The 24,518-nt window shown below is 67.2% G+C and carries 22 protein-coding genes; 17 read left to right on the plus strand and 5 right to left on the minus strand.

The window, feature by feature from the left end:
* Nucleotides 1-201: 201 nt before the first annotated feature.
* From rplI to VHO04_RS08860, 4 genes are all read right to left on the minus strand, one after another.
* Nucleotides 202-834, minus strand: coding sequence for a 50S ribosomal protein L9 (gene rplI / locus VHO04_RS08845; protein WP_329627985.1), 633 nt, complete (start codon nucleotides 832-834; stop codon nucleotides 202-204).
* Between the two features lie 13 nt (nucleotides 835-847).
* Nucleotides 848-1,072 (minus strand): 30S ribosomal protein S18, encoded by a 225-nt coding sequence (gene rpsR / locus VHO04_RS08850; RefSeq protein ID WP_037517582.1) that lies wholly within the window; start codon nucleotides 1,070-1,072, stop codon nucleotides 848-850.
* An 11-nt stretch (nucleotides 1,073-1,083) separates the two neighbouring features.
* Entirely contained in the window at nucleotides 1,084-1,449 is a 366-nt protein-coding gene (gene rpsF, locus VHO04_RS08855) for a 30S ribosomal protein S6 (protein WP_294029015.1), read from the minus strand.
* A 198-nt stretch (nucleotides 1,450-1,647) separates the two neighbouring features.
* Complete coding sequence (locus tag VHO04_RS08860; RefSeq protein ID WP_329627986.1) at nucleotides 1,648-3,027, minus strand: Mur ligase family protein; 1,380 nt, start codon at nucleotides 3,025-3,027, stop codon at nucleotides 1,648-1,650.
* 412 nt (nucleotides 3,028-3,439) lie between these two features.
* Here VHO04_RS08860 and VHO04_RS08865 point away from each other — a divergent pair, with 412 nt between their 5' ends.
* The 3 genes from VHO04_RS08865 to fabG all read left to right on the plus strand — a co-directional run bounded on the left by VHO04_RS08865 (nucleotide 3,440) and on the right by fabG (nucleotide 6,239).
* Complete coding sequence (locus tag VHO04_RS08865) at nucleotides 3,440-4,267, plus strand: LD-carboxypeptidase (RefSeq protein ID WP_329627987.1); 828 nt, start codon at nucleotides 3,440-3,442, stop codon at nucleotides 4,265-4,267.
* Nucleotides 4,268-4,312: 45 nt separating this feature from the next.
* Complete coding sequence (fabD, locus tag VHO04_RS08870; RefSeq protein WP_329627988.1) at nucleotides 4,313-5,251, plus strand: ACP S-malonyltransferase; 939 nt, start codon at nucleotides 4,313-4,315, stop codon at nucleotides 5,249-5,251.
* A 247-nt stretch (nucleotides 5,252-5,498) separates the two neighbouring features.
* The gene (gene fabG, locus VHO04_RS08875; protein ID WP_329627989.1) at nucleotides 5,499-6,239 is read left to right on the plus strand and encodes a 3-oxoacyl-[acyl-carrier-protein] reductase; all 741 of its coding nucleotides are present in this window, start codon (nucleotides 5,499-5,501) and stop codon (nucleotides 6,237-6,239) included.
* A 221-nt stretch (nucleotides 6,240-6,460) separates the two neighbouring features.
* Here the strand turns inward: fabG and VHO04_RS08880 are convergent, their stop codons facing one another.
* Complete coding sequence (locus tag VHO04_RS08880) at nucleotides 6,461-8,533, minus strand: TonB-dependent receptor (RefSeq protein ID WP_329627990.1); 2,073 nt, start codon at nucleotides 8,531-8,533, stop codon at nucleotides 6,461-6,463.
* A 195-nt stretch (nucleotides 8,534-8,728) separates the two neighbouring features.
* Here VHO04_RS08880 and VHO04_RS08885 point away from each other — a divergent pair, with 195 nt between their 5' ends.
* The 14 genes from VHO04_RS08885 (at nucleotide 8,729) to murC (ending at nucleotide 24,481) form a co-directional block, all read left to right on the plus strand.
* Nucleotides 8,729-9,700 (plus strand): cysteine synthase A, encoded by a 972-nt coding sequence (locus VHO04_RS08885; RefSeq protein WP_329627991.1) that lies wholly within the window; start codon nucleotides 8,729-8,731, stop codon nucleotides 9,698-9,700.
* Nucleotides 9,697-10,050 carry a hypothetical protein gene (locus VHO04_RS08890; RefSeq protein ID WP_329627992.1) on the plus strand — a complete coding sequence of 118 codons (354 nt, stop codon included), beginning with the start codon at nucleotides 9,697-9,699 and terminating at the stop codon, nucleotides 10,048-10,050. The genes VHO04_RS08885 and VHO04_RS08890 overlap by 4 nt, the downstream gene beginning before the upstream one ends.
* A 20-nt stretch (nucleotides 10,051-10,070) precedes the next feature.
* Nucleotides 10,071-11,345, plus strand: coding sequence for a hypothetical protein (locus VHO04_RS08895; protein WP_329627993.1), 1,275 nt, complete (start codon nucleotides 10,071-10,073; stop codon nucleotides 11,343-11,345).
* A gap of 295 nt (nucleotides 11,346-11,640) precedes the next feature.
* Nucleotides 11,641-12,141 carry a division/cell wall cluster transcriptional repressor MraZ gene (locus VHO04_RS08900; protein ID WP_329627994.1) on the plus strand — a complete coding sequence of 167 codons (501 nt, stop codon included), beginning with the start codon at nucleotides 11,641-11,643 and terminating at the stop codon, nucleotides 12,139-12,141.
* The gene (rsmH, locus tag VHO04_RS08905) at nucleotides 12,138-13,130 is read left to right on the plus strand and encodes a 16S rRNA (cytosine(1402)-N(4))-methyltransferase RsmH (RefSeq protein ID WP_329627995.1); all 993 of its coding nucleotides are present in this window, start codon (nucleotides 12,138-12,140) and stop codon (nucleotides 13,128-13,130) included. Before VHO04_RS08900 ends, rsmH begins: the two co-directional genes overlap by 4 nt.
* Nucleotides 13,124-13,738 (plus strand): hypothetical protein, encoded by a 615-nt coding sequence (locus tag VHO04_RS08910; RefSeq protein ID WP_329627996.1) that lies wholly within the window; start codon nucleotides 13,124-13,126, stop codon nucleotides 13,736-13,738. Before rsmH ends, VHO04_RS08910 begins: the two co-directional genes overlap by 7 nt.
* On the plus strand, nucleotides 13,735-15,429 hold the full coding sequence (locus VHO04_RS08915; protein WP_329627997.1) for a penicillin-binding protein 2: 1,695 nt from the start codon (nucleotides 13,735-13,737) through the stop codon (nucleotides 15,427-15,429). Before VHO04_RS08910 ends, VHO04_RS08915 begins: the two co-directional genes overlap by 4 nt.
* Nucleotides 15,429-16,868 carry a UDP-N-acetylmuramoyl-L-alanyl-D-glutamate--2,6-diaminopimelate ligase gene (locus VHO04_RS08920; protein WP_329627998.1) on the plus strand — a complete coding sequence of 480 codons (1,440 nt, stop codon included), beginning with the start codon at nucleotides 15,429-15,431 and terminating at the stop codon, nucleotides 16,866-16,868. The genes VHO04_RS08915 and VHO04_RS08920 overlap by 1 nt, the downstream gene beginning before the upstream one ends.
* On the plus strand, nucleotides 16,865-18,241 hold the full coding sequence (locus VHO04_RS08925; protein WP_329627999.1) for a UDP-N-acetylmuramoyl-tripeptide--D-alanyl-D-alanine ligase: 1,377 nt from the start codon (nucleotides 16,865-16,867) through the stop codon (nucleotides 18,239-18,241). Before VHO04_RS08920 ends, VHO04_RS08925 begins: the two co-directional genes overlap by 4 nt.
* Nucleotides 18,241-19,311, plus strand: coding sequence for a phospho-N-acetylmuramoyl-pentapeptide-transferase (gene mraY / locus VHO04_RS08930; protein WP_329628000.1), 1,071 nt, complete (start codon nucleotides 18,241-18,243; stop codon nucleotides 19,309-19,311). Before VHO04_RS08925 ends, mraY begins: the two co-directional genes overlap by 1 nt.
* Nucleotides 19,308-20,630, plus strand: coding sequence for a UDP-N-acetylmuramoyl-L-alanine--D-glutamate ligase (gene murD / locus VHO04_RS08935; RefSeq protein WP_329628001.1), 1,323 nt, complete (start codon nucleotides 19,308-19,310; stop codon nucleotides 20,628-20,630). Before mraY ends, murD begins: the two co-directional genes overlap by 4 nt.
* Before the next feature lie 4 nt (nucleotides 20,631-20,634).
* Nucleotides 20,635-21,870, plus strand: coding sequence for a putative peptidoglycan glycosyltransferase FtsW (locus VHO04_RS08940; protein ID WP_329628002.1), 1,236 nt, complete (start codon nucleotides 20,635-20,637; stop codon nucleotides 21,868-21,870).
* A complete protein-coding gene (murG, locus tag VHO04_RS08945) occupies nucleotides 21,867-23,048 on the plus strand; it encodes an undecaprenyldiphospho-muramoylpentapeptide beta-N-acetylglucosaminyltransferase (RefSeq protein ID WP_329628003.1) in 1,182 nt (393 codons plus the stop codon). The genes VHO04_RS08940 and murG overlap by 4 nt, the downstream gene beginning before the upstream one ends.
* Complete coding sequence (gene murC / locus VHO04_RS08950; RefSeq protein WP_329628004.1) at nucleotides 23,048-24,481, plus strand: UDP-N-acetylmuramate--L-alanine ligase; 1,434 nt, start codon at nucleotides 23,048-23,050, stop codon at nucleotides 24,479-24,481. Before murG ends, murC begins: the two co-directional genes overlap by 1 nt.
* The last annotated feature ends 37 nt before the right edge of the window (nucleotides 24,482-24,518 follow it).

Below are 24,518 nucleotides of genomic sequence, written 5' to 3' on the forward strand. Positions count from 1 at the left end.
CTGTTCGTCAGCTCCGAGCTTTGCCTCCGGCTTCCTCCCCACCTCGCCTCGCGACGACGCAGTTGCCATTGGCTAGCGGTTCCGTTCAGCCGGCCCGCAAAGGACTTGCACCTCCAACATCAACGCCATGCCTGGCACACCAGAAAGGGCCGCGTTCCCGTAGGAAACGCGGCCCTCTCAAAAGGTTTGTGCTGAAAAAGCTCAGGCCTCTTCGGCTTCGTCCGCAGCCGGAGTTTCCTCGGCGGCGAGTTCCGACGGAGCGGGGCCCACGTCTTCGAACTCGTCTTCGCTGTCGGGCTCCAGCGCCGAAGCGACGGCTTCGGCCTGTTCTTCCTCGAACATCGCGGCGATGACGTCGATGCCCTGCTTCTGCATTTCGGCTTCGTCGGGCGAGCGCGCGACGTTGACGCCGACGGTCACGGCGACTTCGGGGTGCAGCTTGACCTTGACGTCGACGAGGCCGAGCGACTTGATCGGACGCTCAAGCTCGACCATCGCCTTGGTCACGCCGGTAACACCATCGTCAGCCAGTGCATCGACGATGTCGCGCACCGAAACCGAGCCGTAAAGCTGGCCGGTGTTCGACGCCTGACGGATCAGGACGACCTGCTTGCCGTCGATGTCCTTGGCGCGGCCTTCGGCGTCGGTGCGGCGTTCGGCGTTGTCGGCCTCGATCTTGTCGCGGTTGGCTTCGAACAGCTTGCGGTTCGCGTCGTTCGCGCGCAGCGCCTTGTTGTTGGGCAACAGGAAGTTGCGGGCAAAGCCGTTCTTGACGGTGACGACGTCGCCAATACCGCCCAGTTTCTCGATACGTTCGAGCAGGATGATTTCCATGACGCTGCCCTCCTTACTTCACGATATAGGGAAGCAGGCCGATGTGGCGCGAGCGCTTGATCGCCTTCGCCAGCTCACGCTGCTTCTTGGTGGACACCGCGGTGATCCGCGACGGGACGATCTTGCCGCGCTCCGACAGGTAACCCTGGAGCAGGCGGACGTCCTTGTAATCGATGACCGGGGCATCCTTCTGGCTGAAGGGGCAGGTCTTGCGGCGGCGGAAAAAGGGTCGTGCCATATTGCTGTTCCTTATTCTTCGCCGTCGCGGTCACGGCCACGGCCGCCGCGGCGTTCCTGCTTGCGCATCATCACCGACGGACCCTTTTCGAGTTCGTCGACCTTGATGGTGAGCCAGCGGATGATGTCTTCGTTGATCGCAGCCTGACGCTCGATCTCCGCGATCGCTTCGCCGGTGACTTCGGCCGACAGCATCACATAGTGACCCTTGCGGTTCTTCTGGATCTTGTAGGCAAGCTGCTTGAGGCCCCAGGTCTCGGTCTTGTGGACCGTGCCTTTGAACTCGCCGATGACGTTGGTGACGGTTTCCGCCAGCGCGTCGACCTGAGCCTGGCTCAGGTCCTGACGCGCGATAAAGACATGCTCGTAAAACGGCATGGTTCGCGTCCTTCGATTTGGCCGATCGCTGATTCCGCGCCAATCGCGAAACCCCTCCGGCTGTCGTCCGGCTTTGCCTGTTCGTGCAAAGCAAACGGGGCGACAGGCACAAGGCCTCGCCCCGAATGCGGGCGCCTATACAGATTCGGGCGTGGAAAGCAAGCTTGATCCTGCCTCTTCCGCTTGCGGGAGAAGGAGCTAGGCCAGCTTCTCCAGCAGCTCGCGCCCGAATTCGGTCAGCGTGTCGTCGCGCGCGCCGAGGATCAGGATGCGGTCGCCCGGCTGCGCCTCCTCCAGCATCGCGGCGCCGCATTCGGCGCGGGTGGTGAGGTGGACGGCATCGGCGCCCGCGCCGACGATCTCGGCGACCAGCGCCTCGCTGCCGGTGCTGCGGTCGACGGTGCCGCCGAAATAGACGGGATCGGAGATGTAGAGCTTGTCGCCGTCGCGTATCCCTGCGGCAAAGCTCGCGGCGAGTTCCTTGCCCATCTGGCGCAGCGGGCCATAGCCGTGCGGCTGGAAAAAGAGTAACGCGCGGCCCGGCAGTTCGGCGACGGCAGCGAGGGTCGCGGCGACCTTGTCGGGATTGTGCGCGAAATCGTCGATGACGGTAACACTCTGCGCCTGGCCCAGGACCTCGTAGCGCCGGGCAAGGCCGGCAAAGTCGGCCAGCGCCGCGACCGATTGCGCGACCGGCACATTCACCGCGCGCGCCGCCGCGATCGCGGCGAGAGCGTTGGCTGCATTGTGGCGGCCGGGCATTCGCAGGCGGACTTCATGGGTATCGCCCGCGAAACGGACCGTGAAGCGGCAGCCATCGGGCAAGGCTTCGAAACCGCCGCCGCGCATCGCCGCCGCGTCGGAGAAGCCGAAGCGCATGACATTGGCACCGCCGAGCAGCGGCGCCGATTCCGCATCGTCGGCGTTGACGACGGCGACGCGTGCTTTCGCCGCGAAATCGCCGAAGAGCTGGTGCAGTTCGGCCAGGCTCTTGTGGTCGAGGCTGATGTTGGTGACCACCGCGACGTCGGGGCGATAGAGCGCGATCGAACCGTCGCTTTCATCGACTTCGCTGACGTAAGTGGCGGCGTCGCCGACGAGCGCGCTGGCGAAAGGCGTGTCGGGACCGGCGAAATTGCGCATCACCGCGCCGTTCATCACCGTGGGCTTGCGGTCGGCGCGTTCCAATATCCAGCCGATCATGCCGGTGACGGTCGACTTGCCGCTGGTGCCGCCGACGCCGATCGCCTGTGCGGCGTCGTTGAACAGCGCCGCGTTGAGGTCGGCGCGGGTCAGGCGGGCAAGGCCGAGGCCGTTCGCAGCGGCGATGTCGGGAACATTGTCCTCGATCGCGGCCGAGGCGACGAGCGTCTGGCCCGCCGCGACCCCGCTGCCGTCCTGCGGGAACAGCGCGATGCCCTGCCGCTCGATCCAGTCGAACTTGCTCGGCGAGCGGCCCTGATCGCGGCTGCGATCCGACCCGGCGACCGCCGCGCCGCGCGCCGCGACAATCATTGCGAGCGGCAACATGCCCGATCCGCCGATGCCGCAGAAGAAATAGGATTTGTTTTCCGACATAGCGCGGCGTTATGGCCTTGGCGAGGGGTTTGCAATGCTTCCTGCCTGACCCTCTGCTTCCATCTTCGTCATGCTGAACTTGTTTCAGCATCCATGGCCGGCCTTTTCGGGAAACGCGGTGTTTTTTTTGTTTCGCACAAAGACACAAAGCCACGAAGAGGATGGCTTGGGCCGATCAGGCCCTTTTCTTATCAACGGTGCCGCGGGCCACACGGTCGGAAAGGGAAGCCGCTTCGCGGCAAGTGCGACTTCTTCGTGGCTTTGTGTCTTTGTGCGAAAATACAACTAGCGCCGCCCTATCAACCCGACACCGGGCCATGGATGCTGAAACAAGTTCAGCATGACGAAGAGAGAGGAAGGTCCGGCGGACGGAGCCATTCAGATTTCGCGAAAAACATTATAGAGGCTGGCTATGCGCATCGGAATCGTCGCTCCCTCCACCCCCATCCTCCCCGACGATGCCGAGGCCGTGCGCGCCATTGCCGCGATCGGCTATCCCGACATCGAGCTCGTCTTCGACGAGCAATGTTTCGCGGTCCACGGCCATTTCGCGGGCGAAGACGGGCATCGCTTCGCGGCGCTGGTCGAAATGGCGAACCGTCCCGACATCGATGCGATCTGGTTCGCGCGCGGCGGCTATGGCGCGTGCCGGATCGCGGAAGACGCCGTAGCGGCAATGACCGATGGCGCGCGGCGCAAGGCCTTTCTCGGCTATTCGGATCAGGGCAATCTGCTCGGCGCGCTCTATCGCGACGGTTTCGACCATGTCGCGCATGGCCCGATGGTCGCCGACATCCGGCGCGAAGGCGGCGATGCCGCGGTGATGCGCGCGCTCGACTGGCTGGTCGCGCGCGATCCGGCGGCGTGCGAGCCGGGGCTGGAGCATGGCGCGCGCCATGCGGCGTTCAACCTGATGACGCTGTCGATGCTGCTCGGCACTCCGCTCGAACCCGACCTTGCGGGACATGTGCTGCTGGTCGAGGAGGTGAGCGAATATCTCTACGCCTTCGACCGCGCCTTCTTCCATGTCGCGAGCTATCTGGCGCCGCGCGGGCTCGCCGGGCTGAGATTGGGACGCGTCAGCGACGTGCCCGCGAACGACCGGCCGTTCGGCCTGGAGGCCGAGGAAATCGCCCGCGACTGGTGCGTGCGCACCGGCATTCCATGGCTCGGCCGCGCCGACATCGGGCACGACGCGGCGAACAAGGTCGTGCCCTTCGGCTTGCATCGCGCAAGGTGACGCAATAGGCGCGGGGCTGATAAATCACACCATAGGGGACGCAACATGCGCGCATTCATCTTTCCGGGTCAGGGCAGCCAGGCGGTCGGCATGGGCAAGGCGCTCGCCGATGCGTCGCCGGTGGCGCGCGAAGTGTTTCAGGAAGTCGACGAGGCGCTCGGCCAGAATCTCTTCAAGCTGATGAGCGAAGGGCCCGAGGATCAGTTGACCCTCACCGAAAATGCCCAGCCCGCGATCATGGCGAACGCGGTCGCGACGCTGCGTGTGCTGGAGAAGGAAGGCGGCGTGACGCTCGCCGCCAAGGCGGCCTATGTCGCGGGCCACAGCCTGGGCGAATATAGCGCGCTCTGCGCGGCCGGCGCTTTCGATCTTGCGACGACCGCGCGGTTGCTGAAGACGCGCGGGCAGGCGATGCAGGCGGCGGTGCCGGTCGGCGTCGGCGCGATGGCGGCGCTGCTCGGTGCCGACATCGACACCGCGCAAAAGCTTGCCGACGCGGCTGCCGAGGGCGAGGTCTGCACCGTCGCCAACGACAATGACCCGTCGCAGGTCGTGATCTCGGGCCACAAGGGCGCGATCGAGCGCGCGGTGGCGTTGGTCAAGGATTTCGGAATCAAGCGCGGCGTCCTGCTGCCGGTATCGGCGCCCTTCCACTGTCCGCTGATGCAGGGAGCCGCCGATGCGATGGCCGAGGCGCTCGGCGCGAACCCACCTGCCGCGCCGCTGGTGCCGGTGGTCGCGAACGTCACTGCGAGCCCGGTCAGCGACGCCGAGGTGATCCGCGACCTTCTCGTAAGCCAAGTCACTGGCCGCGTCCGCTGGCGTGAGAGCGTCGGCGCGATGGAGGAGATCGGTGTCGGTCAGTTCATCGAATTCGGTGGCAAGGTGTTGTCGCCGATGGTCAAGCGCAGCGCATCGGGCGAGGTCGAGACGGTGAGCGTGATTTCGATGGATGATATCGAAGCGCTGCTGAAAACCTTTTGAGGTTCACGCGGAGATGTTGGAATTGGATTCACGCGAAGCCGCGAAGGCGCGAAGAGATTGCGCTTGCCGCGAAGCGGCTTTCGTCTTGCAACGTCGCAACAGGTTGCGCCGTGACCCAAAAAATGGCCGTTACGGCCAAAATCTTTTTCTTCGCGCCTTCGCGGCTTCGCGTGAACCATTCTCTTTCCACGCGGGGACTACCCGCACAAATGTCCGCTAATCGGACTCAAGATTAAGGAACAAGACCATGTTCGATCTCACCGGTATGACCGCCCTCGTGACCGGCGCCTCGGGCGGCATCGGGTCTGCCATTGCACAGGCGCTGGCGGCGCAGGGGGCGCGGTTGGCGGTGTCGGGGTCCAACGCCGACAAGTTGAATGGCTTTCGCGACAGCCTCGGCGGCGATCATATCGCCTTGCCTTGCAACCTCGGCGATGCCGCGGCGGTCGATGCGCTCGTGCCGTCGGCGGTTGAAGCACTCGGGCAACTCGATATTCTCGTCAACAATGCCGGGGTCACGCGCGACAATCTGATCATGCGGATGAAGGACGAGGAATGGTCGGACGTGATCCGCATCAACCTCGAGGCCAATTTCCGTCTCGCGCGGGCGGCGGCGAAGCCGATGATGAAGGCGCGGTTCGGGCGCATCATCTCGATCACCAGCGTCGTCGGGGCGACGGGCAATCCGGGGCAGGCCAATTATGCAGCGTCGAAGGCGGGGGTCACCGGGATGACCAAGGCGCTGGCGCAGGAACTCGCGAGCCGCGGCGTCACCGCGAATTGCGTCGCGCCGGGCTTTATCGCCACCGCGATGACCGACGACCTGCCCGATGCGCAGAAGGAAGCGCTCAACCAGCGCATCCCGGCGGGGCGGATGGGCGAGGGGAGCGATATCGCCGCGGCGGTCGTCTATCTCGCGTCGAAGGAAGCAGGGTATGTTACCGGGCAGACGCTGCATGTGAATGGCGGGATGGCGATGCTGTCGTAATATCCCGGGGTTGGGACGTTCGCGACTGAACGGCTGCTAACGGCCGATAGCTGACGTTAGCCCCTCTAGGGGTTGGGGTGGGGGCCATCGGCCTTGCGTAAGGCTGCTGGCCCCCACCCGCTGCGACTAACGAACAAGTTCGTAAGTCTCGCTGCCCTCCCCTGAAGGGGAGGGCGGGATTTTGCCTTAACGTCCGCCCCCCACCCGACAGCGGACTCCCGCTAGAAACTCGCGCGCGCCGTGATGCGGATGTCGCGGCCGGCCAGCGGGACATAATCCTTGGTGAAGCTGGCGTGGCGGCGGGCGTCGACATCGAAGATATTGTCGGCGGCGAGCGTCAGCGACAGGTGCCGGGTTTCGGGCAGCGGGCGCCAGGTCAGCGAGGCGTTGACCAAAGTGAAGCCCTTGGTCGGCGTCTCGAACGCCGCGATGCGGGTCTGGTCGTCGGTCCATTCGACCTCGGCGCGCGCGTCGAGCCGTTCGCTCGATGCCTCGATCCCGCCTCGGACGCGCAGCGGCGGAATGCGCGGCACATAGGGGCCATCGACGATCTTCGCGCGCGTCATGTCGGCGGTCGCGTCGGCGCCGATATGGAAGCCGCCGACCTGCGCGAGCGGCGCGGCGCCCTCGAACTCGAAGCCCCAGACGCGCGCCTTGTTCTGGCGGAACTCGAACAAAGGCAAGTCGTCGGCGATCAGGCCGGTGTCGGTTTCATAGATGAAATTGTCGAACCGGCTCGCATAGCCGGTCAGCCCCGCCGACCAGCCGTCGCGCTTGAACTTCAGCGAGGCTTCGCCGCCCCAGCTCGTTTCCTTGGCGAAATTCGGATTGCCGCGCTCATAGGTCAATGTCGCGGCGTGCGGGCCGTCAGACAGCAGCTCCTCGGCCGAGGGCGCGCGTTCACTGCGCGAGATCGAGACGCTGGCCTTGAGCCCATCGGCGAGCTGATAGCTGAGCCCCGCCGCGCCCGACAGGCTGCTGAACGAGCGGTCGAAGCCGATGCTTTCGGCGCGAACCTGCGACTTTTCAAGGCGCAGCGCGCCTTCGAGCGTCACCGGACCGCGTTCGAGTTCCTGCAGCGTGAAGGCGGCGATGCGCGTTGTTTCGTTCGCGGGCACGAAGGCTTCGTCGCCGATCGCCGCGAAGTCGCGGAAGCTGTACTGGACGCCGCTCGCGCCGCGCCAGCCGCCGCGGTCGTTCTGCGCCAGCTCGGCGCGCGCCTCGATGCCGCGGTTGGTGAAGCGGGTGCCGGGCTCTCCGTCGTCGAATTCGGTATGGGCATAGTCGGCATAGGCGCCGCGCACGCGCAATTTCTCGAACAATCCGTCGCCGAGCTCGACCTCGCCGCGCAGATCGACGCGATACTGGCGCGCCTTGATCGTCGGCACCTCGTCGATGTCGGCGCGCGGCGGAATGCCATATTCGTCCGCGAGATAGCCGAAGCTGATCCCGAGCGAGCCGCCGTCGTCGATGAAGGCGGCGCCGACGCCCGCGCTCTTGCTCGTGCTCTGGCTGTTCGGCACCTTGCCGCGGCTGTTCGCGGCGTCGGTCAGCCGCGCCGCCTCGTCGGCGTCGCCGTCGGCGGTCGCATCGGCGGCGAGGTCGAGCAGATGCGCGCGCAGGGCAGGGGCATAGATAAGCCCGCCGACGCGGACATTGTTCGAATCGCGGTAATTGCCGTCGGCGTGGACGACGAAGCGTTGGCCGACCGGCACGTCGATCGAGGCGCCGGCGCTCTTGTCGTCGGCGGCGGTTCCATAGCTGGCGAGCGCGTCGAGGTGGAAGGGGCTTTCGGGAATGCTGCGCGGAATGCGGCGGTCGAAGACGTTGACCGCGCCGCCCACCGCCTGGCTCGAAAAGAGCAGGACCGAGGGGCCGCGCAGGATTTCGATGCGCTCGGCGGTCAGGGGATCGATCGACACCGCATGGTCGGCCGAGGTCGAGGAGGCGTCGATCGCGCCGAGCCCGTCGATCAGCACCGCCGCGCGCTCGCCCGAAAAGCCGCGCAGGATCGGGCGCGAGGCGCCGGGCGAAAAGCTGCTCGACGACACGCCGGGTTGCGAGGCGAGCGTGTCGCCGATCTGGCCGCGGATATCCTGCGCCAGCTTCTCGCCCTCCATCACCGAGACATTGCCGAGGATGTCGAGGCTGCGGACATAGGGGGCGGTGACGACGATCGCCTGGTCGGTGTGATAATCGTCGTCGCCGGTCGGCTGCGGCGCGGCGTCCTGCGCGAAGGCGGGGGCGGCGATCATCAGGGCGAGCGTGAAACCGGCGGAGGAGAGGAGGCGCATGAAGGGGATTCCTGTTGTTCGGGACAGTAAGTCGCCGCTGCCAGTAATGATATACTGTTACAATGACAAGGGCGGTGCAGCGACGATGGATGCCGTTCGTCGGCGCTCGTGCCCCGTTGGTCGACAAAGCGGGCCTGTCCATGGAGCAAGCGAAGCTGTCTTGCGGCGCTGGGGCGGCGGTCCTAGATCAGGGGCATGACTATTGCCAAAACCAGCCTGGACCTGATCGGCAACACCCCGCTCGTCCTGCTCGAAGGCCCCAGCGAAGCGACGGGATGCGAAATCTGGGGCAAGTGCGAATATGCGAACCCCGGCGGATCGGTGAAGGACCGCGCCGCGCTCTATATCGTCCGCGACGCCGAAGCGAACGGCAGCCTGCGCCCCGGCGGCACGATCGTCGAGGGGACGGCGGGCAATACCGGCATCGGGCTCGCGCTCGTCGGCAATGCGCTCGGTTACAAGACGATCATCGTCATGCCCGACAACCAGAGCGCCGAGAAGATGGCGACGATCCGCGCGCTCGGCGCCGAGCTGGTGCTCGTGCCGCCCGCGCCCTTCGCCAACCCCGGCCATTTCGTCCACACCTCGCGCCGCATCGCCGAGGAAACCGACAATGCGATCTGGGCGAACCAGTTCGACAATATCGCCAACCGCAAGGCGCATATCTTCGGCACCGCCGAGGAAATATGGGAACAGATGGACGGCCGCATCGACGGCTTCACCTGCGCCGCGGGCACCGGTGGGACGATTGCCGGGACGGGGCTGGGCCTCAAGGCGAAGGATGCCGACATCACGGTCGCGCTCACCGATCCGCACGGCGCGGGGCTTTATAATTATTATCAGTGCGGCGAGCTGAAGCCCGAAGGGTCGAGCGTCGCGGAAGGCATCGGGCAGAACCGCATCACCGCCAATCTGGAAGGGGCGCCGATCGACACGCAGTTCCGCATCTCCGATGAAGAGGGGCTGAAGGTCGTGCGTCAGTTGCTCGACGAGGAGGGGCTGTGCCTCGGCCTGTCGTCGGGGATCAACGTCGCGGGCGCGATGGCGCTGGCGCGGCAGCTCGGGCCGGGCAAGCGGATCGCGACGATCCTTTGCGACAGCGGCTTTCGCTATCTGTCGACGCTCTACAATCCCGAATGGCTCGCGAGCAAGGGGCTGGCGGCATGACCGCCGGCGGCCCTTCCGCTTCGACTCCGCCCGCCCCGGTGAATGATTCGATGCGCCGGCTTCAGATCGGGATCGCCGGCTTGTTGACCGTGCTGCTGCTCGTCGGCATGGCCGGGCTCATCGGCGATCGCGCGCGCCAGAATGCGGCGCAGGAGGCCCCGGCGACGACGCAGATGGCGCCGCTCGATGCCGCGAAGGCCGGCAGCGCGCCGCTTGAGGAGCTGGGCGTGCAGCCGGTGTCGAAGGACCAGAATGAGGTCGGCGGCGTCAAGGCGCCGCAGCCGGCTCCTGCGGTTCCCGACCTCGAACCCGATCCAGCGCTCGCGCGGGCCCGCCAATCGAAACAGTGACCGCGCGCCGCCGCCCGGCTGTGCTGGACGCCGTGGTCGCGGTGTCGGCGCTGCTTGCGCTGGTGTGGTTCGCGGGCGGGCAGGCGGCGCTCGGGCGGATCGATCCGGCGCTGGTTCTGCCGTGGCTGGCGTTGGTGTGGGCGCCATTGACGCTGGTCCAGAACCGGATAACGAACCACCGTGTCCCCGCGAAGGCGGGGACCCATCATCCGGCGGCTCAAGATGGCGCTGGCCGGAGATGGACCAGTATCGGGTTGACCATGCCCCGCATGGTCAAGGATCGTCCGGGGGACGATCCGACCCGATGCTCCTTCGCGGGGGAACACGGCTTTCTTGTCGTGGTGCTCCTGCTCCTGTCGGCGCAGGCGATTCTTGCTCTGCTGCTCGCGGGGCAAATGCCTTGGGCGCAACTGGGGCTGGTTGGTGTCGGGGCCGTGCTGGCCGCGTGGCTTGCCGCCCATCTGGCGCGGTGGCGCGCGGGCAGGGCGATGCGAGGCATTGCCGCGCTGCTGCTGATCGGGGTCTGGTTCACCGGGTCGCATCTGTTGCTCGCCGCCCTCTATCGCCCACCGCCCGCTGCGGGCGCGCCCGTCACCATGCTCACCGGCCTGCCGCTGCGCTGGTCGGCGGAAGGCGACATGGCGGCGATGATCGCGCAAGGCATGAACGACGATCCGGCCTTGCAGCGGATCGAGGCGGCGGGGCCGGTGCGCCTGATCGACAGCCTGATCGACCATCCGCCCGCACCGGGCGGCACGCTGTTCCTCGCGCATCCGCGCGCGCTCGCGCCGCGTGAGCTGGTGGCCGTCGATGCTTTCGTGCGTGGGGGCGGGCGTGCCGTCATCCTCGCCGACGCACTGTCGGGCTGGCCCGCGCGCCATCCGCTGGGCGATCCGCGCAACCCGCCGGTCACCAGCCTGCTGACCCCGCTGCTCGACCATTGGGGCGTGACGCTCGGCGCCGCGCCGGCGGGAGAGGGGAAGCCACTGGCGGCCGATGTCGGCGGCGCGCGGCTGCGCCTGTTCAGCGCAGGGCGGTTCGAGCGGTTTCCCGCCACCTGTCAGGCCTATGCCGGCCGCCGCATCGTCCATTGCCGCATCGACCGGGGCGAGGCCTGGCTCGTCGGCGACGCCGATCTGATCTTCGCACCGCTCTGGAGGGCCGCGCCCGGCTGGGCGGCGCATCTGCGGCGGGCCGACACGATGGAATGGCTCGCCGCGTGCCTCTGGCCGCTTGGCAGGCAGGCAATCCTGAGACCCTTGTGGATTCGCACCATCGAACAGGCGGGCGAATAGGCGGGCGAAAGCAAAGGCTTCCCGGCCGCTCCCACGACCGATTCTCCTTTCATTCCCATGCTCGGGGCGCCGCATTGCGGCGTCCGGACCCGTTTTGACGCTCATTTCATCGCGAAATCACCTATTTGGGGCGTAATATCCCTATCTCACCCTAAAATACCCCTTTTCACCCCGATGGAGTCTTGATAGGCAGGAATCGGAGAGGGGCAATCTCCGCCTGAGTCTTTCGGCCCGAATCTGTCGATTCCGGGCGCAGGGAATTATTGCCCGGTGGCACGAGACGGGGGCTTCAGCGATGGCAGTTGTGACGCCTGGCCGTTACTCGGGCACCAACTTTGCCGCGATCGATGGCAAGGGACGCATCGCCGTCCCCTCGCAGTTCCGCAACAATGTGCCCCTCAATGCGGACGGCCAGCGCGTGCTTTGGGTCGGCTTCCACGAAAAGCTGCCGTGCCTCGTCGCCTATGGGCAGGATCAGTACGATCGCCTGTCGGACGAGATCGAGCGCGACCGCGACACGGCGCTGACCCGCAACCTCGATTTCGACGAGGACGAGGCGTTCAAGAAGCGCTTCAGCTATACCGAGGCCTATACCCTCGACGACAGTGGGCGCTTCCTGCCCAATTTCACCGCGCGTGATCGCGTGGGCGAGGCGGGCGCGACCGCCTTCGTCGGGTCGGGCCGCCGTTTCGAGATATGGTGGCTGCCGACGCTCGCCGAATGCGCCGAGGCCGATCCGGTGCTGCGGCGATTGGCCGGGGCCTGGGAAGAGACCAAGGGGAAGGCGCGAAAGTGACCGAACTCCCCCGAGACCTGCCCCGAGATCCCCGGCACGATCCGGTCCTCCGCGAAGAAGTCATCGCCGCTCTTGCCATCGCCCCCGGCGAGCGCCACGTCGATGCGACCTTCGGCGCCGGCGGCTATACGCGCGCGATGCTGTCGGCGGGCGCCGCGGTGATCGCGTGCGACCGCGACCCCGACGCGATCGCCGAAGGGCAGGCGCTGGTCGCCGAGGCCGATGGCCGCCTGACGCTGATCCACGGCCGCTTCGGCGAGATCGACCGGTTGCTCGCCGAGCGCGGGATCGAGGCGGTCGACGGCATCACCTTCGACATCGGCGTGTCGTCGATGCAGCTCGATCGCGACGCGCGCGGCTTTTCCTTTCAGAAAGACGGCCCGCTCGACATGCGCATGGCGCAAGAAGGCGAAAGCGCCGCCGAGTGGCTGAACCGTGCCGACGAGGGAGAGATCGCCAACGTCCTCTATCATTATGGCGACGAGCGCCAGTCGCGCCGGGTCGCGCGCGCGATCGTCGCCGCGCGGCCGCTGTCGCGCACCGGCGAACTGGCGACGGTGATCCGCAAGGCGCTTCGCCATCCGCCCGGCGCGCCCAAGGATCCGGCGACCAAGAGCTTTCAGGCGATCCGCATCCATATCAACGGCGAACTCGACGAACTGGCCGAGGGACTTGCCGCCGCCGAGCGCGTGCTGCGCCCCGGCGGGCGCCTTGCCGTGGTCAGCTTCCACAGCAGCGAAGACCGCATCGTCAAGAATTTCCTGCGCGAACGCAGCGGCGGCGACGCCGGCGGATCGCGCCACCGGCCCGCGCTCCAACCTCCGGCGCGGGCCGCAACTTTCGATCCGCCTGCGCGCAAGGTGCGCCCGTCGAAGGTGGAAGAGGCGCGCAATCCCCGCGCACGCTCTGCGACGCTGCGCAGCGCGGTGCGCACCGCGGCCCCGGCCTGGCCCGGCCAATCGACTATGAAGGAGTCCATGTCATGCTGATGGCGGCCCGCAAGCTCCAGGGAATCGGCCTGGTCCTGCTCGTGCTCCTCTTCGCGATGGCGCTCTATCCGGTCTCGCTGAAGGTCGCGGCGACGCGCAGCGAACTGACGCGGATCGAGCGGCAGATCGACCGGACGCAGGCGAATATCCGCTACCTCGAATCCGAGCTCGCGGTGCGCGCCTCGATGCGCCAGCTCGAACAGTGGAACGCCGACAGCTTCGGCTATTCGGCGCCGTCGGCCTCGCAATATCTGGAGAGCGAGCGCCAGCTCGCCTCGCTCGACGGCCTGCCGCGCGCGCGCGGCGCCAACGAAGTCGCGCCGGTGCTGATGGCGATGGTGAGTCCGGTGGGGGTTAGCCCGGTCGGCACGCCCGCGCCCGTATCGGCCGCCGCCGAGAAACCGGCGACCAAGCCCGCCGCTGAGAAGCCTGTCGTTCTCGCGCAGGCCGAAACCGGCGTGCGGAGCGATTCGCCGCCGCATATGGCGCCGACCCGCCGCCGCGAGCAGCTCAAGATGATCGAGGACCAGTTGCTCGCCGAATCGACGCTGGCCGACCTCAAGCGCGCCGCGGCGCGCGAGGCGAAGGAGGGCCGCACCGCGCCATGAACACGTTGGTCGTCCGTCCGGCCCGGGTGCGCACCGCTGGAGTGCGGCAGCAGATATTGCTGACCGCGCAGCAGCGGCTGATGATGCTCATGCTGGTGTTCATGGCGGCCTTTTTCCTGATTGCGATGCGCCTGCTGTTTTTCGCGCTGTTCGACACCTCGTCGGGGCACGGCAATGGCGCGGCGACCTTCATTCCTGCGCGCGCCGACATCGTCGACCGCAACGGCGTGCCGCTGGCGCGGACGATCGACGGCTATTCGATCCGCGTCGTGCCGTCGAAGCTGCTCAACAACCGGCAATATCTGGCCGACGAGCTGGTCAAGATCTTCCCCGACACCCCGCGCGAGGAATTTCTGGCGAAGCTGAGCGGTCCGCGCCCGACCTATATCCGCCGCCGCGCGCTGCCCGACCAGGTCGCGGCGGTGAACGCGATCGGCGATGTCGGGTTCGATTTTCCGCGCGAGAAGGAACGGCTCTATCCGCAGCTCAGCCTGGCGGCGCAGGTGCTGGGGTTCACCGATGCGGAAGGGCATGGCGTCACCGGCGTCGAAGGCGCGTTCGACAAGCAGCTCACCGACAAGGCGACGCGCGGCGAGCCGCTGGCGCTGTCGATCGACGCGCGCGTTCAGGGCGTGCTCGAAAGCGAACTCGGCAATGCGGTGACCAATCTGGAGGCGATAGGCGGCGCGGGCATCATCCTCGACGTTCACACGGGCGAGGTGCTGGCGATGACCTCGCTGCCGACCTATAATCCGAACAAACTGATCGCCGGCGATATGGCCGCGCGCCGCAACGCGGTGACCTATAATCTTTATGAGCTGGGGTCGGTCATCAAGCCGCTGTCGATCGGCGCGGCGATCGACAGCGGCGTCGTGACCAGCATGGCGAAACGCTATGACGCGACCAAGCCGCTCGCGATCGCGGGATTTCATATTCGCGATTCGCACATGATGGGGCGCTGGCTCAACGTGCCCGAGACGCTGATCCACAGCTCGAACATCGTGACGGCGCAGATCGCCGACCAGCTCGGCAAGGAAAAGATGGAGGCGATGTTCCGCAGCATCGAATTCAACAAGCGTCCGGCCATCGAACTCAAGGAACGCGCCTTTCCGCTGTGGCCCAAGGAATGGGGCCGGCTGTCGACGATGACGACCAGCTATGGCCACGGCATTGCGGTGACGCCGCTGCATCTCGCCAATGCCTATGCCGCGCTCGTCAACGGCGGTATCTGGCGCCCCGCGACGATTGTGAAGCTCGGCGACAAGGCGCCGCCGCAGGGGCATCGCGTCTTCAAGGCGTCGACCAGCGCGCGGATGCGCCAGCTCCTTCGCCTGATCGTCTCGGACGGCACCGGCCGCCAGGCCGACGCGCCGGGCTTTCGCGTCGGCGGCAAGACCGGCAGCGCCGAAAAGCCGGGCGCGGGCGGCTATCGCCGTCACTCGCTCGTCTCGACCTTCGCCGCCGTGTTCCCGATGGACAATCCGCGCTACGTCGTCATCGCGATGATCGACGAGCCGAAGGGCAATGCCTTCAGCTCGGGCCAGCGTACCGCGGGCTATACTGTTGCGCCGGTGGTCAAGAAGGTGGTGATGCGCGCGGGTCCGATGCTCGGCGTCTTCCCCGACGAAAGCCGCGACGTCGACGTGTCCGAACTGACCCCGCTGCTCTGGAAGAACGGGGAAAGCGAATAATGCGCCTGTCCGCGCTGACAGGCGATCATGGTCTGGCAGGGGCGGACCCGGTGGTGACCGGGCTCGCTATCGACCATCGCAAGGTCGCGCCGGGCACGATCTTCGGCGCCTTCGTCGGCGAGAGGTTCAACGGCGAGGATTTCATCCCCGCAGCCGTCGAGGCCGGCGCGATCGCCATCGTCGCGCGGCCCGAGGCGAAGGTCGAGGGCGCGGTCCATATCGCCGACGCCAACCCGCGCCGCGCCTTCGCGCATATCGCCGCGCGCTTCTTTCACCGCTTTCCCGCGACCTGCGTCGCGGTAACCGGCACCAACGGCAAGACCTCGACGGTCGAGATGACGCGTCAGCTCTGGCGCATGGCGGGCTTTCATGCCGCGTCGATCGGCACGCTGGGCATCACGACGTCGAACGACAGTGCCGCGACCGGGCTGACGACGCCCGACATCGTCACTTTCCTGTCCAACATGTCGGGCCTCGCCGCAGAGGGTGTGACCCATGCGGCGTTCGAGGCATCGAGTCACGGCCTCGACCAGTATCGCACCGAGGGATTGCGCGTGAAGGCGGCGGCGTTCACCAACCTCAGCCACGATCATCTCGATTATCATGGCGATATGGACAGCTATATGGCCGCGAAGATGCGGCTGTTCCGCGAGGTTGTCGACGCCGACGGCACGGCCATCATCTGGAACGACGATATGTGGTCGCCCGCCGCCGAATATGCGGCGAAGCAGCGCGGCCTTCGCATGCTCACCGTCGGCACGCACGGCGAGGATTTGCGCCTTGTTTCGCGCGAGCCGACCCAGCTCGGCCAGTCGCTGCTGATCCAGGCGGGGGCGCTGGCGCAGAAGGTCACGCTGCCGCTGATCGGCGCCTATCAGGTCGCCAATGCGCTCGTCGCGGCCGGGCTGGTCATCGCGACTGGCGGCGACGTGCAGCAGACGCTCGCCAATCTCGCGCGGCTCCAGCCGGTGCGCGGGCGGCTAGAACGCGCGGCGATCACGCGTGCCGGGGCGCCCGTCTACGTCGATTATGCGCATACGCCCGATGCGATCGAAGCCGCGCTCGACGCGCTCCGCCCGCACGCCGCGGGCCGGCTGATCCTCGTCTTCGGCGCGGGCGGCGATCGCGACCAGGCGAAGCGCGCCGAAATGGGGCGGGTCGCCGCCGCCAAGGCCGATGTCCTGATCATCACCGACGACAATCCGCGCGGCGAGGATGCCGCCGCGATCCGCGCCGCCATCGCCGAAGGCGCGCCCGATGCGCAAATCATCGGCGACCGCCGCGCCGCCATCGCTGCCGCGATGGCCGAAGCGCGCGCCGACGACATCGTCTGCATAGCGGGCAAGGGCCACGAGCAGGGCCAGATCGTCGGGCGCGGCGAGGCGATGCGCATCCTTCCCTTCGACGATGTCGCGGTCGCGCGCGAGGAGGCGGCATGAATCCGCTCTGGACCGCGCGTGCCATCGCGGCTGCTACGGGGGGCGCGGCCAGCGCCGACTTCACGGTGCAGGGCGTCGCCTTCGATTCGCGCGAAGTGACGAAGGGCGACCTGTTCATCGCGATGAAGGGCGAAGCGACCGACGGCCACAACTATATCGACAAGGCCATCGCCGCGGGCGCCGCGGGCGTCGTCTGCGAGACCGAAATCGATTTCCCGCACGTTCGCGTCGCCGACAGCGTCGCGGCGCTGAATGCGCTCGGCACCGCATCGCGCGCGCGCAGCCACGGGCGGATCATCGGCGTCACCGGATCGGCGGGCAAGACCGGGACGAAGGAAGCACTGTTCGCCGCGCTCGATCGCTTCCGCCCCGGCAAGGCGCATCGCTCGGTCAAGAGCTACAACAACCACGTCGGCGTGCCCTTGAGCCTCGCACGGATGCCCTCGACCGCCGATTTCGGCGTGTTCGAGATGGGGATGAACCACGCGGGCGAGCTTGCCGAGCTGACCCGCATGGTGCGCCCGCACGTCGCGATCGTCACCACCATCGCGCCCGCACATATGGAATATTTCGGCAGCGAAGCGGCGATCGCCGACGCGAAGGGCGAGATTTTCGAAGGGCTGGAACCCGGCGGCACCGCGATCCTGCCGTTCGACAGCCCGCATTATGCGCGGTTGCGCGCCAAGGCGGAACAGCATGCCGCGCATGTCGTCAGCTTCGGGCTGGGCGAGGGCGCCGACGTCCGCGCGGTCGACTGGCTGCCCGACGGGCAGGGCGGTTCGCTCGTCACCGCGCAGGTGCAGGATGCGCTGCTCTGCTTCACCATCGCGCAGGCGGGCGCGCATTGGGTGTCGAATGCGCTTGCGGTGCTCGCTGCGGTGAAGGCGGTCGGCGGCGACCTGCCCGCCGCGGGGCTGGCCTTTGCCGAGATGGGCGGGCTCGCGGGGCGCGGCGCGCGCCACCGGGTTCAGGTGCCCGGCGGCTCGATCCTCGTCATCGACGAAAGCTATAACGCCAATCCCGCCTCGATGGCCGCGACGATCGAACAGCTCGCGGCCGAATCCGGCGAGCGCAAGGTCGCGATTCTGGGCGCGATGAAGGAGCTCGGCCCCGACGGCGAGGCCTATCACGCCGCGCTCGCGGCTCCGCTCGTCGCGGCGGGCGTGCGGTTCGCCCTGCTTGTCGGCGAAGAGATGGCGCCGCTCGCCAAAGCGCTTGAGGGACGCATCGAATTCGAGCATGTGGCCGCCCATCCGGCCGCGACCGCGCGGCTGAAGGACTTGATCCGCCCCGGCGACGCGGTGCTGGTCAAGGGGTCGAACAGCGTTGGCCTGTCGCATGTGGTGACGGCGCTGACCAACGGGGAATATTGATGCTATACTGGCTGGCGGAATGGCTGGGCTTTCCGGGGGCTTTGAACCTCATCCGCTATCTGAGCTTCCGCTCGGGCGCCGCGGTGGCGACTGCGCTGATCATCGGCCTGTGGATCGGGCCGCGTTTCATCCTGATGCTGCGGATGCGGCAGGGGAAGGGGCAGCCGATCCGCGACGACGGTCCGCAAAGCCACCTCGCGAAAAAGGGCACGCCGACGATGGGCGGGCTGATGATCCTCATTTCGCTGATGATCTCCGCCCTGCTGTGGATGGACTTGTCGAACCGTTTCGTCTGGGCGTGCCTGTTCGTCACCGGCGGCTTCGCGGCGGTCGGCTTCCTCGACGATCTCGACAAGGTGACCAAGGCCAGCCATCGCGGGATTCCGGGGCGCGTGCGGCTGCTGATCGAGTTCGCGGTCGCCGCGGTCGCGGTGCTGCTGATCGTCTCGCGCACCGGTACCGACCTGTATCTGCCCTTTTTCAACGATGTTTATATCCCGCTCGGACCCTTTTACTATGTCTTCGCGATGGTGCTGATCGTCGGCTTCGGCAATGCGGTGAACCTGACCGACGGGCTCGACGGGCTCGCGACCTTTCCGGTGATGATCGCCAGCCTGACCTTCCTCGTCATCGTCTATCTGTCGGGTAACGTGAAATTCGCGGGCTACCTCGGCATTCCACACGTGCCGGGGGCGGGCGAGCTTGCGATCTTCGCCGCCGCGATCATCGGTGCGTGCCTTGCCTTCCTGTGGTTCAACGCGCCGCCCGCCGCTGTCTTCATGGGCGATACCGGCAGCCTCGCGCTCGGCGGCGCGCTGGCGACGGTCGCGGTGACCGCGCAGCACGAACTGGTGCTCGTCCTCGTCGGCGGGCTGTTCGTGGTCGAGGCGCTGTCGGTGATCATCCAGGTCTTCTGGTATAAAAGAACGGGCAAGCGCGTCTTCCGCATGGCGCCGATCCATCATCATTTCGAGCAGCTCGGCTGGCCCGAATCGACCGTCGTCATCCGCTTCTGGATCGTCTCGATCGTCCTCGCGCTCGCGGGGCTCGCGACGCTCAAGCTGCGGTGATCACCTCGCGCGCCTTTGCCGGCCGCCGCTATGCGGTGCTGGGGCTGGCGCGCTCGGGTCTGGCGACGGTCGAGACGCTCGTCGCCAGCGGCGCGGGCGTCACCGCGTGGGACAACCGTGAGGCCGCGCGTGACGAGGCGATGGCGCTGAACGCCGACATCGCCGACCCGCTCGAAATCGATCTCGTCGGCTTCGCGGGCGTCGTCGTATCGCCCGGGGTGCCGCTCAACCGCCACCCGATCGCCGCGCACGCGCGTGAGGCGCATGTCCCGGTGATCGGCGACGTCGAGCTGTTCGCCGAAGCGCGCGCTGATCTGCCGCCGCACAAGGTCGTCGGCATCACCGGCACCAACGGCAAGTCGACCGTCACCGCGCTCGTCGCCCATATGCTGGAGAGCGCGGGGGTGCCCGCGCTGATGGGCGGCAATATCGGCCTGCCGATCCTGTCGCGCGATCCCTTGCCTGAGGGAGGCGTCTATGTGCTGGAGCTGTCGAGCTATCAGATCGACCTCGCGCACAGCCTCGCCTGCGACGTCGCGGTGCTGACCAACCTGACCCCCGACCATCTCGACCGCTACGACGGCTTCGCGGGCTATGCCGCGTCGAAGGCGCGGCTGTTTTCGCTCCAGCATAGGGATCAGGTCGCGATCGTCGCGGTCGACGACGATCCGTCGCGGATGATCGCCGGGCGCATCAACCACCGTCTCCACCGCGTCTCGGCACAGGATATCGATCCCGCCGACCAGGCGCGCTGGCCCGCGCTGCAGGGACCGCACAACGCGCAGAACGCGGTGTGCGCGATTGCCGTCTGCCGGATGCTGGGGCTGAACGATGAAGAGATCGAGCGTGGGCTCGCCACCTATCGGGCGCTCCCGCATCGCATGGAATGGGTCGGCGAAGCCGCTGGCGCCCGCTGGTACAACGACAGCAAGGCGACCAACGCGGCTTCCGCTGCACCGGCGCTGGCGGCTTTCCCGCCGGCGCCGGACCAGCGTCTGCACTGGATCGCCGGGGGACAGGCCAAGGGCGACGGCCTGTCCGCCTGCCGCCCTTGGTTCGGTCATGTGAAGCGCGCCTATCTGATCGGCGAGGCGGTGGAGGCTTTCGCGGCCGAGATCGGCGATGCGATCCCGGTCGACCGGGCGGGCGACCTTGTCACCGCGGTCGCGCATGCCGCGGCGGCGGCCGAGCCCGGCGACATCGTCCTGCTCTCGCCCGCCTGCGCGTCGTTCGACCAGTTCCGGGACTATGAGCAGCGCGGCGACGCGTTCCGCGACCTCGTTCGGGCCCTGGCAGGGCGGGCATCGGGGGATGGATGAGGATATGAGCGGGGGGACCGACATGAATGCGACCGAACGCCCGGTCATCGCCGCGACGACGCGGACGGCGAAGCGGCGCGGCCCGCGCCTCAGCCGCGCCGACCGCACGCCGCTCGGCCTCTGGTTCTGGGAAATCGACCGGGTGCTGCTGCTGCTCGTCTCGATGCTGATCGCGGTCGGATTGGTCGCGGTCGCGGCGGCGTCACCGGTCGCGGCGCAAAAGCTGTCGACGACGACCGCCAGCCTCGACCCGCTCTATTATTTCTATCGCCAACTCATGTGGGTGATCGTCGGCGTGCCCGTCATGCTCGGCGTGTCGATGCTGCCCAAGGCGCAGGCGCGGCGCTTCGCCATCTATGGCACGATCAGTTTCCTTGTCCTGCTGTTCCTCGTGCCGCTGATCGGCACGTCGGTGAACGGCGCGCAGCGCTGGATCGGCAGCGGCGTCTTCCGCCTCCAGCCATCGGAATTTCTGAAGCCCTTCTTCGCGGTGTCGCTGGCGTGGATTCTGTCGCTGCGGCTGCATGACCAGAGCCTGCCCGTCGTGCCGCTGTCCTTTGTGCTGACGGGCGTCATTGGCGTGCTGCTGATGGGCCAGCCCGACCTCGGACAGACGATCATCTTCCTCGGCACCTGGCTGGTGCTGGTGATGGTCGCGGGGCTTTCGATGCGGATCATCGGCATTCTCGCGGCCGGCGGCTTCGCCGGGCTGGTCGTGGCCTATTTCACTTACTCGGTCGCCAACCAGCGCATCAACAGCTGGCTGTTCGGCGAGGGCGACAGCTTTCAGGAGGATCGCGCCCACGCGACGATCACCGCGGGCGGGCTGATCGGCACCGGCCCCGGCGCGGGGCTCGCCAAGTTCAAGCTGCCCGAGGCACACACCGACTATATCTTCTCGGTCATCGGCGAGGAGTTCGGGATCATCGCCTGCATCGCGATCGCGATCCTGTTTCTCGCGATCATCGTCCGCGTCCTCGTCCGCCTGCTCGACGAGGAGGATAGTTTCCAGATTCTCGCGGTTGCCGGGCTGATCGCGCAGTTCGGCGGGCAGGCAACAATCAACATGGCGGTGAACACCCAGCTTTTCCCGTCGAAGGGCATGACCTTGCCCTTCATCAGCTATGGTGGTTCGTCCTTCATCGCGCTGTCGATCGGCATGGGTTTGCTCTTGTCGCTGACCCGGCGAAACCCCTATGCCGCGCGGGTGTCGATGACCCGCAACTGGAACAAGCGATGACCGCAACGCGCCACTTTCTGCTCGCCGCCGGGGGGACCGGCGGCCATATGCTGCCCGCCTATGCCCTGGCGGGCGAATTGATTGCGCGCGGGCACCGCGTGGCGCTGGTCAGCGACGACCGCGGCCTGAAAATTCCGGGCGCGCCCGCCGAGCTTGAAACGCATGTGCTGCCCGCCGGCCGCGTCCACGGCGGCCCCGTCGGCTGGGTGAAGGCGGCGCTTGCGATCCGCAAGGGCCGCAGGCAAGCGATCGACCTGATCCGCACCTTCGACCCAGCGGTCGTCGTCGGCTTCGGCGGCTATCCCTCGCTTCCGAGCCTGCTCGCGGCGGGATCGACGAAGCGGCCGCGGGTGATCCACGAACAGAATGCGGTGCTCGGCCGCGTCAACCGGATGATGGCGCCGCGCGTCGACGCGGTCGCGGTCGCCTACCGCAATATCCAGCGCTTCCCGGCCGGGCACGAGATGAAGCTCCACATCACCGGCAATCCGGTGCGCGACGAGATTATCGCGATCCGCGAGGACGGCTTCCCGCCGCTGCCCGAGGACGGCATCTTCCGCCTGCTCGTCGTCGGCGGCAGTCTCGGTGCCACGGTGCTGAGCGACGTCGTGCCCGCCGCGATCGGGATGCTGCCGCGCGCCTTGCTCGACCGCTTGCAGGTCGTGCAGCAGGCGCGCGAGGACGATATCGCGGCGGTGCGCGCCAAATATGCCGAACTCGGCGTCGCCGCCGAATGCGCGCCTTACATCGCCGATTTTCCCGAGCGGCTGCGCTGGGCGCACCTGGTGATCGCGCGCGCGGGCGCCTCGACCGTCGCCGAACTCGCCTGCGCCGGGCGGCCCGCGATCTTCGTTCCCTATCCGCACGCAATGGACGATCACCAGACCTATAATGTCGTCGATATGGTTCAGGCGGGCGGGGCGATTTCCTTCCAGCAGCCTGATTTCACCGCCGCCGAGGTCGCGAAGCATATCCAGCGCATGGCGCTCGAACCCGGCGCGCTCGAAGAGGCGGCCGAGCGCGCTGCGAGCTGCGGGCTGCCGCAAGCGACGCGCGACCTTGCCGACCTGGTTGAATCCTTCGCCGCGCCGCCGATGATGGACGTGATCCGCGTCGGCGCCCCGGCGCGCGCCGCCGTCGCCGGCAGCATCGCCGCTACCCGCGCGGGAGACGCCTGATGCGCGGCGTCGCGACCGATATCGGCATCATCCACTTCATCGGCATCGGCGGCATCGGCATGTCGGGGATCGCCGAGGTGATGCACAATCTCGGCTATCAGGTGCAGGGCAGCGACATCGCGGATAGTTATGTTGTCGAAGGATTGCGCAAACGCGGGATCAAGGTCGCGATCGGGCATCAGGCGGCGAACGTCGATGGCGTCGCGGTCGTCGTCACCTCGACCGCGGTCAAGCGCGGCAATCCCGAGGTCGAGGCCGCGCTCGCGCACCGTATCCCCATCGTCCGCCGCGCCGAGATGCTCGCCGAACTGATGCGCCTCAAATCGACCGTCGCGGTCGCGGGGACGCACGGCAAGACGACGACGACCAGCCTCGTCGCGGCGCTGCTCGACGCGGGCGGGGTCGACCCGACCGTGATCAACGGCGGCATCATCAACAATTACGGCTCGAACGCGCGGCTCGGCGCGTCGGACTGGATGGTGGTCGAGGCCGATGAGAGCGACGGCAGTTTCCTGCGTCTCGACGGCACGATCGCGGTCGTCACCAACATCGATCCCGAACATCTCGACCATTATGGCAGCTTCGATGCGATCAAGGGCGCCTTCGTCGAATTTATCGAGAATGTGCCCTTCTACGGCGCGGCGATGCTGTGTCTCGATCATCCCGAGGTGCAGGCGATCATCCCGCGCATCCGCGACCGGCGCATCGTCACTTATGGTTTCTCGGCGCAGGCCGACGTGCGCGGCACCAATGTGACGCCCGGCCCCGACGGCAACCGCTTCGATGTCGTCGTACGCGACCGCGACGGGAACAGCCGGACGATTGCGGGCATCCACCTGCCGATGTCGGGGCGCCACAATGTCCAGAACGCGCTCGCCGCGATTGCGGTGGCGCTGCATATGGGGGTCAGCGACGACAAGATTGCGTCGGGTTTCAAGGGCTTCGCCGGGGTCAAGCGCCGCTTCACCAAGGTCGGCGAGATCGCCGCCGAGGGCGGCATCGTGACGGTGATCGACGACTATGCCCACCACCCGGTCGAAATCCGCGCCGTGCTGTCGGCGGCGCGCGAGGGCGCCGGGGCAGGGCGTGTCGTCGCGGTGGTCCAGCCGCATCGCTTCACGCGGCTGCGCGATCATATGGACGATTTTCAGCAGGCGTTCAACGACGCCGACATGGTGCTGGCGCTGCCCGTCTATGCGGCGGGCGAGAGTGCGATCGATGGCGTGTCGTCGGACGCGCTGGTCGCGGGATTGAAGGACCGCGGGCATCGTCATGCATCGACCGTCGCGAATGCCGATGCACTGGCCGCGACGATCGGCGAGGCGATGACGTCGGGCCAGCTCGGCGCGGGCGATAAGGTCATCTGTCTCGGCGCGGGCGACATCACCAAGATCGCGGCGGGGCTGGCAGCGGCGGTGGGGGCGGAGAAATGAGTTTCTGCCTCTCCTTCATCCCGTTCGTGTCGAGCGA

Source organism: Sphingopyxis sp. (assembly GCF_036261875.1).
In the GTDB taxonomy this organism is placed as follows: domain Bacteria; phylum Pseudomonadota; class Alphaproteobacteria; order Sphingomonadales; family Sphingomonadaceae; genus Sphingopyxis.